The sequence below is a fragment of the Nocardia vermiculata NBRC 100427 genome (assembly GCF_001613265.1).
GTDB lineage: Bacteria > Actinomycetota > Actinomycetes > Mycobacteriales > Mycobacteriaceae > Nocardia > Nocardia vermiculata.
Genome location: NZ_BDCA01000002.1, coordinates 280,718 through 292,575, shown reverse-complemented (window position 1 = coordinate 292,575; position 11,858 = coordinate 280,718). Strand labels below are relative to the sequence as shown.

At 66.6% G+C, this 11,858-nt stretch carries 13 protein-coding genes; 6 read left to right on the top strand and 7 right to left on the bottom strand.

Going from position 1 to position 11,858, the window contains the following annotated elements; all coding sequences use genetic code 11:
• Window positions 1-207, bottom strand: a complete 207-nt coding sequence (locus tag NV2_RS05030; protein WP_067869977.1) for a heavy-metal-associated domain-containing protein — start codon at window positions 205-207, stop codon at window positions 1-3.
• Between the two features lie 138 nt (window positions 208-345).
• On the opposite strand from NV2_RS05030, the gene NV2_RS05025 reads away from it, so the two are divergent.
• Genes NV2_RS05025 through NV2_RS05015 form a run of 3 tightly spaced genes read left to right on the top strand, consistent with a single transcriptional unit; the run spans window position 346 to window position 2,361 of the window.
• Window positions 346-1,275, top strand: a complete 930-nt coding sequence (locus tag NV2_RS05025; RefSeq protein WP_067870367.1) for a 4-(cytidine 5'-diphospho)-2-C-methyl-D-erythritol kinase — start codon at window positions 346-348, stop codon at window positions 1,273-1,275.
• 55 nt (window positions 1,276-1,330) lie between these two features.
• Window positions 1,331-1,681, top strand: a complete 351-nt coding sequence (fdxA, locus tag NV2_RS05020) for a ferredoxin (protein WP_067869975.1) — start codon at window positions 1,331-1,333, stop codon at window positions 1,679-1,681.
• On the top strand, window positions 1,678-2,361 hold the full coding sequence (locus tag NV2_RS05015; protein WP_067869972.1) for a helix-turn-helix transcriptional regulator: 684 nt from the start codon (window positions 1,678-1,680) through the stop codon (window positions 2,359-2,361). The genes fdxA and NV2_RS05015 overlap by 4 nt, the downstream gene beginning before the upstream one ends.
• 54 nt (window positions 2,362-2,415) lie before the next feature.
• Here the strand turns inward: NV2_RS05015 and NV2_RS05010 are convergent, their stop codons facing one another.
• Window positions 2,416-3,024 (bottom strand): DUF2249 domain-containing protein, encoded by a 609-nt coding sequence (locus NV2_RS05010; RefSeq protein WP_067869970.1) that lies wholly within the window; start codon window positions 3,022-3,024, stop codon window positions 2,416-2,418.
• Window positions 3,025-3,051: 27 nt separating this feature from the next.
• Entirely contained in the window at window positions 3,052-3,447 is a 396-nt protein-coding gene (locus NV2_RS05005; RefSeq protein ID WP_067869967.1) for an FHA domain-containing protein, read from the bottom strand.
• A 232-nt stretch (window positions 3,448-3,679) separates the two neighbouring features.
• On the opposite strand from NV2_RS05005, the gene NV2_RS05000 reads away from it, so the two are divergent.
• Window positions 3,680-5,482 (top strand): ABC-F family ATP-binding cassette domain-containing protein, encoded by a 1,803-nt coding sequence (locus tag NV2_RS05000; protein ID WP_067869965.1) that lies wholly within the window; start codon window positions 3,680-3,682, stop codon window positions 5,480-5,482.
• Window positions 5,483-5,500: 18 nt separating this feature from the next.
• Here NV2_RS05000 and NV2_RS04995 read toward each other — a convergent pair whose 3' ends face one another.
• Both NV2_RS04995 and NV2_RS04990 read right to left on the bottom strand, forming a co-directional pair.
• Entirely contained in the window at window positions 5,501-6,415 is a 915-nt protein-coding gene (locus NV2_RS04995; RefSeq protein ID WP_245662449.1) for an Abi-alpha family protein, read from the bottom strand.
• Window positions 6,412-7,734 (bottom strand): DUF445 domain-containing protein, encoded by a 1,323-nt coding sequence (locus NV2_RS04990; RefSeq protein ID WP_084473975.1) that lies wholly within the window; start codon window positions 7,732-7,734, stop codon window positions 6,412-6,414. Before NV2_RS04990 ends, NV2_RS04995 begins: the two co-directional genes overlap by 4 nt.
• A 269-nt stretch (window positions 7,735-8,003) precedes the next feature.
• Between NV2_RS04990 and NV2_RS32130 the strand changes: the two genes are divergently transcribed.
• Window positions 8,004-8,879 (top strand): DUF4393 domain-containing protein, encoded by an 876-nt coding sequence (locus NV2_RS32130; RefSeq protein WP_245662448.1) that lies wholly within the window; start codon window positions 8,004-8,006, stop codon window positions 8,877-8,879.
• Between the two features lie 89 nt (window positions 8,880-8,968).
• Entirely contained in the window at window positions 8,969-9,526 is a 558-nt protein-coding gene (locus NV2_RS04980) for a nuclear transport factor 2 family protein (RefSeq protein WP_084473890.1), read from the top strand.
• A 42-nt stretch (window positions 9,527-9,568) separates the two neighbouring features.
• Here NV2_RS04980 and NV2_RS04975 read toward each other — a convergent pair whose 3' ends face one another.
• Both NV2_RS04975 and NV2_RS04970 read right to left on the bottom strand, forming a co-directional pair.
• A complete protein-coding gene (locus NV2_RS04975) occupies window positions 9,569-11,188 on the bottom strand; it encodes a peptide chain release factor 3 (protein WP_067869962.1) in 1,620 nt (539 codons plus the stop codon).
• 53 nt (window positions 11,189-11,241) lie between these two features.
• Window positions 11,242-11,823, bottom strand: a complete 582-nt coding sequence (locus NV2_RS04970; RefSeq protein WP_067869959.1) for a TetR/AcrR family transcriptional regulator — start codon at window positions 11,821-11,823, stop codon at window positions 11,242-11,244.
• Window positions 11,824-11,858 lie beyond the last annotated feature (35 nt).

Sequence of the window (11,858 nt, the reverse complement as noted above, 5' to 3'; positions counted from 1 at the left end):
TCAGCTCGCCACCTGATATCCCGCCTCGTCGACTGCGGCTGCGACAGCGGCGTCGGTCAGGGGGGCGGCAGATTCGACCTGGACGCGTCCGGAGGCCAGATCCACATCGACGCCGGTGACGCCGTCGATCTTGCCGATCTCCTTCTGCACCGACGCCACGCAGTGTCCGCAGGTCATTCCGGTGACGGTGTAGGTGCTGATAGCCATGCTCTGGTGTCCTTCGCTCGTTCGATACGGTGAGGGGGTATCTCCTGACAAGGATGAACATACCCCCCATGGGTATTGATTGCAAGGGGTTGGAGCGGCATGGCACCCGTTCGTGGTCCGGCCGGATAATCTGTGCCGGTGCTGTCTGTAGTGCCCAATTCGGTGGTTGCGCGTGCACCGTCGAAAGTGAACCTCCATCTCGGGGTCGGTGACCTGCGTAGCGACGGCTACCACGAACTGACCACTGTCTTTCAGGCGCTGTCGCTGACCGACGATGTGCGTATCTCACCCGCCGGCTCGCTCGCGGTCACGGTGCGTGGCGAAGGGGCCGCCCAGGTACCCACCGACCGCACCAATCTGGTGTGGCAGGCTGCGGTCCGCCTCGGACATCTGGCGGGGCGTGCGCCCCTGGTCGAGATCGAGATCGAGAAGGGGATTCCGGTTGCCGGCGGGATGGCCGGCGGCAGTGCGGACGCCGCGGCGGCGCTGGTCGGGCTCAACGAGCTGTGGAACCTCGAGATGTCGCGCGACGAGTTGGCCGTGGTCGCCGCCGAACTCGGTAGCGATGTGCCGTTCTCACTGCACGGAGGTACCGCGCTCGGTCGCGGGCGCGGGGAGGAACTGCTTCCGGTGCTGTCGCGCAGCACCTTTCACTGGGTATTGGCGCTGGCCAAGGATGGGTTGCCGACGCCGCAGGTGTTCGGTGAGCTGGATCGTTTGCGTGACAACGGCGATCCGCCGCGGCTGGGTGATCCGGAGGCGTTGATGCATGCGCTGGCCTCCGGTGATGTCGTGCAGCTCGGCCGCTTGCTCGGTAATGATCTGCAGGCGGCGGCATTGTCGTTGAACCCGGCACTGCGCCGTACGCTGCGGGCCGGGGTGGAAGCCGGGGCGCTGGCCGGGATCGTTTCCGGTTCGGGTCCTACCTGTGCCTTTCTCTGTAACAGCGCGGCCGATGCGGTGGAGGTGTCGGCCGAACTGTCGGGCGCCGGGGTGTGTCGCAGTATCAAGACCGCGAGCGGCCCCGTGCAGGGCGCCCGGATTCTGGGTGACGGTCGCGGTCAGTGAGTTGTCCGGCGGGTGAGGCCTTAATTTATATGACCTGAAGTTGTATAAATAAAGGATGGCGTATGTGATCGGCGAACCGTGCGTGGATGTCATGGACCGCGGATGTGTGGAGGAGTGCCCGGTCGACTGCATCTACGAGGGTGGTCGCGCCCTCTATATCCATCCCGACGAATGCGTCGACTGCGGGGCCTGCGTACCCGCATGTCCGGTCGATGCGATCTACTACGAGGACGATCTACCGGCCGAGTGGGAGGGATATCGTGACGACAACGCGGCCTTCTTCTTCGACACCCTGCCCGGGGCGCAAGCGCCCCTCGGCTCTCCCGGTGGGGCGACCAAGATCGGCGCGCTGCGGGTGGACGCACCGCTGGTCGGCCGATTACCGCACCGGAGCGCCCAGTCGTGACTGATACTCCCTCCGGCGGTTCGGGTTCCGGGCGCGGCGGTCGCCGTGGCGATGTGCTGGCGGCGCTGCGCTCGGCGGACGAACCGCTGAGCATCCTGGACCTGGCCGATCGGCTGGAGCTGCACCCGAACACCGTGCGCTTCCATCTGGATGCCCTGGTCGGTGCGCACCAGGCCGAACGGGTGACTGTGCCGAGTGCCGGCCGCGGCCGACCGGCGCAGATGTTTCGCGCGCACACCGGAATGGACCCCGCCGGTCCGCGCAACTACCGGCTGCTCGCCGACATCCTGGTGGCGCAGTTGGCGACCGAATCCGATCCGGCCGGGCGCGCTCTGTCGGCGGGGCGCGACTGGGGGCGGCGGCTCGCCGAGTCCGGCGAGGCGCCGGACTCGGCGACGCGAGCGATCGACGCGCTGGTGCTCACGCTGGACGAGATGGGTTTCGAGCCGGATACCGACACGGGCGCCGACCGGGAGCGAATCCTGTTGCGCCACTGCCCGTTCCTGGAAATGACCGCCGCCCGCACCGCCATCGTGTGCCCGATCCACCTCGGTCTCATGCAGGGCCTGCTCGACCCCCGGCACGCACCCGTCACCGTCGACTCGCTCGAGCCTTTCGTCGAACCCGACCTGTGCGTCGCTCATCTCTCGGCGGGTCCCGGCCGCGACCCGAACCGATAGCGACCACGGCCTCGGTGACCGCCGGGCGGCCCGCGCAGGTGGGGAACGAATATCTCAGCGACTCGGCGTCGGATCCAAGGTCAGGGCCTGGCGGCGTCGATGAACCGTCAAGTACCGCAACCCGTTCGGTCCCGCTCGGAAGGCGCGTTCGGAGCGGCGTGGCAGCCACACGAGGCTGCCCGGCGCCAGTTCGACCGTACTGTTCTCGGTGGTCAGGGTGCCGCTGCCGTCGAGGATATGGATCAGCACGTCGAGGTCCGGCCCGCGGTGCGCGTCGATACCGGCGTCGGGGGCCAGGCGAATGATGTTGGAGTCCAGGTCGCGTTGCCGCATGGGGAGCGTCCAGACGGCACCGGTCGGATCGGACTCGGTGCCCGCAGCGGCCGCGGTGGTGTCGGTCAGTACCCGAGGTAGTGCTGTCGAAGCGGTTCTGCCGATCCGCACCCGCCACACCGTCGGACCGTCGGTCTCGACGTCCCAACTGTAGCCGCCGGGGAATTCGACCTCGAACTCGTCGCGCAGATGCCGCGGATAGTGATTGTTCACCAGCGTGAAAGATTCGCCGACGGCCAGCGCGTCGTAGCGAGCGAAGATCGCCGGATGCTTGTCGGGCTTGCGCAATTGACGCACATCGAGCTCGGCGACTACCTTTGGTGCGGACACGTGTAGGTCCTTTCTGTGGGGGCTTGTTCAGGCGGTTCGTGGCATGCGACGGGCGACGCAGATCGGTTCCTCGGCACGGTCTTCGAGTTCGGCGACGGCGCGCACGACGGTCCGGAAACGGCCGATACAGAGTTCGTCGCCGGCAGTGAGCGGTGCCTCGTCGATGACCCGGCGGTTGAGGTAGGTGCCGTTGAGGCTGCCCAGGTCGGTGAGCTTCGCGCAGCCGTCGATGTGGATGGCGGCGTGGCGTCGCGACACGGTGGTGTCCGGCAGTACGACATCGCATTCGGGGTGGGAGCCGATCACCGTGGTGCCGGTGCGCAACGGGAACCTGACGCCCGTGCACGGCCCACGGGTGACCTCGATGACGAGTGTCGGGCCTGTCGGTGCCGGTGGTTGCCGAACGAGCTCGTGAACGGTCATCTCGAATCCTCGGGTCGAGGGGGCGGGGCCCGGCCGCGGTGCGGTTTGCCGACACCTCCGATACTTATTTATACAATAAGAACTCGTAAAAATTAAGAGGTAGGTGGCACATCTCATCGACCGCCCCGGTCCGCCGAACCGCATGCCGGGCGGCGCTGCCGCGTGCCGTAATCTCGGAGCCTGCAGCCGGTGGTTCCGCCGCCCCGCACTATCTGGGAGAGGACTCAACCCGTTGGCGAATCTGATCAATCTGGAGCAGGTCGACAAGAGCTTCGGAATCACCCCGCTCCTGGACCGGGTGTCGCTCGGGATCCAGGAAGGGGAACGGATCGGGGTCGTCGGCCTCAACGGAGGCGGTAAGACCACCCTGCTCGAGGTACTGACCGGAATCGAGCCGCCCGACAGCGGCCGGGTGAGCCGGATCAACGGGCTGCGGATGGCGGTGGTTACGCAGCGCGGTGTATTGCCCGAGGGCGCTACCGTCGGTGAGGTCGTGCTGGCCGGGTTGGCCGACGATCAGCAGACCGACGGGGTGGCCGAACACGAGTGGGCCGCCAATCCGCGCATTCGCACCGTGCTCGACGGCATCGGCATCGCCGACCTCGGGATGGACAGTCCGGTGGCGCAGCTGTCCGGTGGGGAACGCCGCCGCGTCGCGCTGGCCGCGGCGCTGGTGCGCGAACTGGATCTGCTGGTGCTCGACGAGCCGACCAACCATCTCGATGTCGAGGGTGTGCAGTGGCTGGCCGAACATCTGCTGGCTCGGCGCAGCGCGCTGGTGGTCGTGACCCACGATCGCTGGTTCCTCGACACCGTTGCCACGCGTACCTGGGAAGTGGTGGGCGGCAAGGTCGAAACCTACGAGGGCGGGTACAACGACTGGATCTTCGCCCGTGCCGAACGGTCGCGCCAGGCCGATGCCAGTGAGGCGCGGCGCCGCAACCTGGCCCGCAAGGAACTGGCCTGGCTGCGCCGCGGCCCGCAGGCGCGTACCTCCAAACCGCGCTACCGGGTCGAGGCCGCCGAAGCGCTGATCGCCGATGTGCCCGCGCCGCGCGACACCGTGCAGCTGGCCTCCTTCGCGCGAAAACGACTGGGCCGCGTGGTGATCGAACTCGAGGATGCCACCCTCGCCACCCCCGACGGCCGCGAACTGGTGCACGATCTGACCTGGCGGCTCGCGCCGGGCGAGCGGTACGGTCTGGTCGGAGTGAACGGCTCCGGTAAGACCACCCTGCTGCGCACTCTGGCCGGTGAGGTGCAGCCGGTGTCCGGCAAGCGGATTCAGGGTCAGACGGTGCGAATCGGCTGGCTGCGGCAGGAACTCGACGATCTTCCCACCGATATGCGAGTGCTGCAGGCCGTCTCCGATGTCGCCGAGCGGACGATGCTGGGGGACAAGGAGATCAGCGCCGGGCAACTGGCCGAGCGGCTGGGTTTCAGCCCCGCCAAACAGCGCACTCCGGTCGGAGACCTCTCCGGTGGCGAACGCCGCCGCCTGCAACTGACCCGCATTCTGATGAGCGAGCCGAACGTACTCCTGCTCGACGAGCCGACCAACGATCTCGACATCGATACGCTGCAGCAGCTCGAGGATCTGCTCGACGGCTGGCCCGGAACCCTCGTGGTGATCAGTCACGACCGCTATCTGATCGAGCGGATCTGTGACTCCACCTGGGCATTGTTCGGTGACGGGAAGCTCACCAACCTGCCCGGTGGGATCGAGGAGTATCTACGCCGCCGTGCCGGCCTCGCGGAATCCGCGCGTCGCGCGCCGGGCGCATCCACCCCGGCCGAAAGCGCCGCACCCGCTACCGATTCCGCCGCCTACCGCGCGGCGCGTAAGGAGTTCGGCCGGCTCGAGCGCACCCTCGAGAAGCTGACCGAGCGCGAGGAGCGCTTGCACGCGGCCCTCGCGGAGGCGGCTACCGATCCCGACAAGCTGGTCGGTCTCGGCGCCGAACTCAAACAGGTACAGGCGGAGAAGGAAACGACCGAGATGCGCTGGCTGGAACTGGCCGAAGAGGTCGGCTGAGGGCACCGAGCGCGACTGCTACAGCGCCTGTCCCAGCGGCGGCACCGGCAGGCAGGCACAGGTGAATTCGGTGCCGAACACGGTCAGCGCGATACTGCGGTAGTCGACCTTGGTGCCGAGTCCGCGTTTGAGCAGGCGCCGCACCTCCGGCTGGGACTCCAGCAGCTGATAGCGGGTGGGGTTGCCGAGTTGATCGCCGCGGTCGGTGATCAACCCGAGCCTGCGCAGATTCGTCAGATAGGTGACCGCGCGGTCGGCGTGCCGCAACGCCGCGGTCTCGCCGATCAGCGACATACCGGCCTCGACCTGCCGGCTACCCGATCCGAGGGAGCGACCGGTGCGGATATCGAGCGCCGGCTGTGGCCCGTCGAGATACAGAAAACGCAGGATGCGCGCCTCATCGGGGGCCAGGTCGGCGAGGATGCGCGCGAACGCCGGATGATGGTCGCGGTCCGCGTGATCGTCACCGTGCACGCTGGCCGAGCGGCGCAGCAGTTCCGCACCGCGCTCGCGCAGACCGGGCGCGTCGGGCGCCGGGCCGGCGGTGTCCAGCGCACTGATGCCGAGTGCCCGTCGCACCGAGGCGCGGACCTGATCACCGGCGCGGGAGAGCACCTGCGGCGGCGGATCGCCGGCCATGCTGCCGCGCACCACCGTGGCGGTGACACCGACCGCGGTGCCGATACTCCAGGAGGCGACCTCTCCGACGGCCGAGAGCGCCACCCGCATCACGCCGGTGGTCGTCCGCACTGGCCCGGCCCAGCTCGGACGCATCTCGTCGGCGCGCACCAGTTCGGCCGGGCGTCGCGTCACCAGTTCGCCGGCAGGGCCCGCCGTGCGCTCGTCGGCGGTCTCGGAGGCACTGCCCTCGCCGGTCGGCGTTTCGGTCGAGAAATCGTCGCCACCACCGGTTTCCGGGGCGGATCCGCTCACAGCCATACGTTCGCCACTTCCGTTCCGAAGATCAGAAGATGAGCGTAACCGGCGAGCAGGCCCAACACACCGCCATGGACGAACAGCAACCATTCGTCCTGCTTGATCGCCGAGCGCAGCATGTCGACGAAGTCGGGCGGCGACAGCGCTGCCATCTGCTTCGCGATGTACCGGCTGACCTGCCTGCTCTGCCGGGCATTGAAGCCGGGGTCGGCGAAGGCCGCCGGTGCCAGCGATTTGGCTTCGTCGGTGAGCAGGGTTTGCAGATTGGCGTAGTCGCGGCGGCCGATCATGAATCTGAACGCGCCCCGGAACGGGCCGAGTGCGCGATCGGTGGCGGGGCGCAGGGTGCCTTCGAGCACCTGCATCGTGCGGTCCGAGCGGGGCCCGTTCAGCAGTTCGTCGCCGACATTGGCCACCGTGATGATTTCCGACGCCACCAATTCGGCATACCCCTCGGTGATTTCGCCCTGCCGTTTGATCAGCAAACCTCGCCGCCACGGGCACCACCACTTCGGATACGCGGGCGCGAAAATCATATTGAGGCCGATCCAGTTCACCACCCAGCCGATGACGACACCGCCGATCGGCAACACGGCCAGCGGCGTCCAATGCGTCAGATGCAGCACCGCGACCAGGATCACGCCCATCGGCGCGCCGAAATAGAAGCCGAAGTTCTGCATGAACCGCAACTCCTTGGCACCGAGTACCTGGAATACCGTGTTCAGCAATTCCGGCCGGGACTGGAAGTACCGGATCACCATCTGCTTCACATCGAGCAGTTGTTCGATGTTCGACCCGAGTTCGTCGGTCAGTTCACGCAGAATGTCCGGCAGTTGTTCCCGGACCCGCTCGTGCACCACCTCGCGGACCTGAACCGGCAGGTTGTACCAGAGTTGCGGGTGTTCGCGGCGCGCGATCTCCTCCACGATCTCGCGGATCTGTCCCTGCGCCATCACCGTGAGGTGGGCGGCGAGTTCGTCGGGTTCGAGTTCGCGATAGAAGTCCGCGACACTACCCAGCTTGGACAGGCCTTTGTCGACAGCGATCGAGGCCATCTTGTCCGCCCGCGAGGGCACGATGCCCTGCCATCCCACGCGTCCGTCGTACTGCAACAGCGGCAGGACCTGAATGCGTTTCGGCAGATACGGGAACAACCATTTCAGCCCGGGCATGGTGAAACCGTGGAAGCGGATCGGCTTGAACAGCATCAGGATGCCGGTCCAGTTGGTGATATAGCCGATAACGCCCGTGAACAGGGGGATCGTGATCAACTCGAGCAGAATCGTCGGGTGAAACCCCAGCAAACTATCCAGCACGACACCCTCCTGCCGACCCCTGATCGGTGACCGCCGCCACACCGACACCTCGAGGTGCCCCGTCGGCCAGCCGAACACTACTGCGAATTCTGTGACCGGGGCCAATTCGGGATGTAAGCCGCTACACGGTAGCGTAAGTACCAGAGACTTCGATCACATCCGGCGATCGGAATGTCACACCGAACAGCGGCAGCGGCGAGAATAGCCGGAACCGGTGGGGTAAACGTATGTGAGCGGACTCGTTCACCTGGCGATATTCGGAGAAGGACGTGGCAGACGACAGGACCCGGCAGGATGTGGTCCGTCCCGGTGCCCGCGCTGTGGAACGCAGCTCGGAAGTAGAGCAGCGTCAGATCAGCAATGAAGCCCGGATGATCCGTGGTGTCTTCCGGGCGGCGGGACTCGCGGCCGGCACAGCGGTGCGCGGCGGTCAGTGGGCGGTCGGCACCGGCTTCGAGGTCAGCAAACAAATCGCTCAGGCCGCGTTGGACGGCGAATCCTCCACCGAAATCGCCGAACGGACCGGTGCCGCACTGCAGTCCGTCGCACGCAGTGTGCTCGGGGTGACCGAGGGGTCGGTTCGCGAGATCGTCAGCTACGTTCCGACCTCCAACGGGCATGCGGCGGTGCCGCAGACCGGCGGGCTGGTGCGCTCGGCAACCCTGGACGATCTGCGCCGCCGCGGTGACAACCTGCTCGCCCGCTCGGCCGACGTGTATTTCACCGAGGATGTGCATCCGGCCTATGACCGCATCCTCGACCAGCTGTCCTCCGACGAGGCGCGCATCCTGCGTTTCATGGCGCTGAACGGTCCGCAGCCCTCGGTGGATGTGCGCACCAACCGCCCGCTGGGGATCGGCTCCGAGTTGGTGGCCGGTGATCTGACCTCGGTGCCCGAGCAGGCCGGGGTCCGCTATCCGGACCGGTCCCGGCTCTATCTGATCAACCTGAGTCGGCTGGGCCTGCTGACCACATCCGACGATCCCGTGGTACTGAGCCGTTATATGGTGCTCGAGGTCCAGCCGATCGTGGAAACCGCGCTCAAACAGGCCGGCAGGGTACCCAAGATTGTGCGAAAAAGCCTGCGCCTCAGTGAATTCGGTGAGGACTTCTGCAAGACCTGCTTCACCATAAACCCGGCCTGACCGGGGCGGCGGTCGCGTCCTTGTATAGCAATCCGATACAGATTTTCCGATCTGCGTAGATTCGCCGAATCCGGTGGGATTGTTGAGGTATGGACTCCGATGCCGTCTCCGCGATCAGCCGGCTGAAGTTCCGGTATCTGCGCACACTGGATACGAAGTCGTGGGAAGACTTCGCCGACACGATGGTGCCCGAAGCGACGGCGACCTACAGCGAGTACCTGCAGTTCGAGTCGCGTGACGCCTTCCTGGCCTTCATGCGCAATACCCTCGGTCCGCACATCATCACCGAACATCGGTGCGACCATCCCGAGATCGACGTCGACGGCAACGCCGCGACCGGTACCTGGTATCTGGCCGACACCGTTCTGATCCCCGGCCACAACATGCTGCTGCGCGGGGCAGCATTCTACACCGATCGTTATGTTCGCTGCGACGACGGGCAATGGCGCATCGCCCACACCGGATACGAGCGAACCTACGAGGTGGTGCTGTCGCTCTCGGACCTGCCCAGCCTGCGGCTGACCGCCAGCCGGTGGGGTGTCAACGCGGGAGAGGGAGCGCCGATGCCCGATATCCCCGCCGCGGTATCGAATATCGAGGACCTCCCCGAGCACGCCGAGGAGGAACCGGACGAGGCGATCGGCTGATCCGGGCGGAACCCGGTCGGCCGGTGTCGATGTGGCCCGAGTTCAGTCCGTGGCAGCGACCAGCAGTTCCAGGGTCAGCTCCGGCATTTCCTTCTGGATGTACTGCAGCCGCCACTTGTCGCTGAACAGGGCCAGTATCGCGCCGTCGCTGCGGGTGAAGACCTCCACACCACGCTGGCGGTCGAGCTCCGCCCTCGACTCGGAATCGGTGCGGCGAGCCAACTGATACGGCAGGAAATCCAGCTGGGTCTCGACGTTGAATTCGGCCTGCATCCGGGCGGTGACCACCTCGAACTGCATCGGGCCGACGGCCGCCAGTACCGGGGAGGCGTCGCCGCGCAGATCGTTGCGCAGCACCTGCACCACACCCTCGGAATCGAGCTGGTCGATGGCCTTGCGGAACTGCTTGTACTTGCCGGCACTGCGCGCCCGCAGGGTGGCGAAGTGCTCCGGAGCGAACGAGGGGATCGGCGGGAACTCCACCTTCTTGTCCACATACAGGGTGTGGCCCGGGCCCAGCGCGGTCGCGTTGACCAGGCCCACCACATCGCCCGGATAGGCGGTGTCCACCGTGGCGCGTTCCCGGCCGAATACGGTCAGCGCGTATTTCGTCGCGAACGGGCGGCCGGTCTGAGCGTGGGTGACCACCATCCCGCGTTCGAATTCGCCGGACACGATGCGCATGAAGGCCAGCCGGTCGCGGTGTGCGGCATCCATACCGGCCTGCACCTTGAACACCACCGCACTGAACGGCTCGGCGGGTTCCCGCTCGGTGCCCGCGATATCGGCGCGCGGGCCGGGAGCGGGGGCCAGTGCGACCAGGGTGTCGAGCAATTCCCGGACGCCGAAGTTCAGCATCGCCGAGGCATAGATGACCGGCGAGGTCTGCCCGGCCAGGAACATCTCCTGATCGTGGTCCTGACCGGTGGCCGACAGCAGTTCGCTTTCCTCCGCCGCCGTCTCCCACGGTTCGCCCTCGCGTTCGAGCGCCTGTTCGGGGGTGAACATCTCCTCGGGGGCGATGGTCGCGCCACCGGCCGTGCGGATGAAGTGGATGTATTCGGCCGCGGCACCGTCCTCGCCGCGGCGCAGCAGACCGCGGAAGTCGCCGGCGATGCCGACCGGCAGGAACAGCGGGGTCGGGATCAGGCCGATGCGTTCGCTGATCTCGTCGAGCAGTTCCAGCGGAGCGCGCCCCGGCCGGTCCCACTTGTTGATCACGGTGATCACCGGAATTCCGCGGTGCCGGCACACCTGGAACAGCTTGAGGGTCTGTGGTTCGAGGCCCTTGGCGGCGTCGATGAGCATGACCGCGGCGTCGACGGCGGTCAGCACCCGGTAGGTGTCCTCGGAGAAGTCCGAGTGACCGGGGGTGTCGACCAGGTTGATGACGCAGTCGCCGTATTCGAATTGCAGCGCGGTGGAGCTGACCGAGATGCCGCGCGCCTTCTCCATTTCCATCCAGTCCGAGACGGTGGATTTGCGGCCGGATTTACCGTGAATGGCACCGGCCTCGGAAATCATCTTGGCGTGCAGTGCCAGGGCCTCGGTGAGAGTCGATTTACCGGCGTCGGGGTGGGAGATCACTGCGAAGGTGCGCCGCCGTTCCGCTTCCTGCGCCACCCGCCCGGATGTGGTCGTGCTGGCTGACGGGGAATTCACGGGAGCGGCTCCTCTTCACGGGGCTGGGGAAAATATCAGAATACGTGGTGCCGTCACTCCGGGCCGGTCCGGTCATTCGGGCCGCCGGACAGGTGCAGGCGCACGGTTCGTGCCGCTAAGCGGTCGAGTTCGGTATCCGGGGCGATCAGCTCCACGTTGCGGTTGGCGACCAGGGTGGCGATGCCGTGCAGATTGGTCCACAGTCCGAACGCGCGTTCGCCGTCGCGGTCACGCACACATTCGGCGATCAGCGCCGTCCAGTCCTGGTAGATCGGCAGCGTGACGCGACGCAGGTTTTCCCCGGAACCTTCCAGCAGATCGTGCCGGAACATGAGGGTGAACATCTGCGGTCTCCGTGCCGCGAAGTCGATGTACTCGTGTGCCAGCAGGTCCACCCGATCCCGGGTGGACGCGGCATCGTGAGCGGTGAAACGAGCCGACAGATCGGCGAACCCCCGTGCCGCGATCGCCGCCAGCAGCGAGCTGTGGGTAGGGAAGTAGCGCCGCGGTGCGCCGTGGGAGACCCCCGCCTCCCGCGCGATGGCCCGCAATCCCAGCTGTGCCGCGCCGACCTGCTCGAGTAATTGCACACCCGCGTCGACCAGCCGCTCCCGCACCGGTTCGTCCACACCCATGCGGGCTATTGTCGCGCGTCTGCCCGCGCCGGAGT

Coding starts and splice junctions, on each gene's coding strand:
- fdxA (WP_067869975.1), top strand. CDS start 1,331: ATGGCGTATGTGATCGGCGAACCGTGCGTGGATGTCATGGACCGCGGA.
- NV2_RS05030 (WP_067869977.1), bottom strand. CDS start 207: ATGGCTATCAGCACCTACACCGTCACCGGAATGACCTGCGGACACTGC.
- NV2_RS04980 (WP_084473890.1), top strand. CDS start 8,969: ATGGACTCCGATGCCGTCTCCGCGATCAGCCGGCTGAAGTTCCGGTAT.
- NV2_RS05005 (WP_067869967.1), bottom strand. CDS start 3,447: ATGACCGTTCACGAGCTCGTTCGGCAACCACCGGCACCGACAGGCCCG.
- NV2_RS04970 (WP_067869959.1), bottom strand. CDS start 11,823: ATGGGTGTGGACGAACCGGTGCGGGAGCGGCTGGTCGACGCGGGTGTG.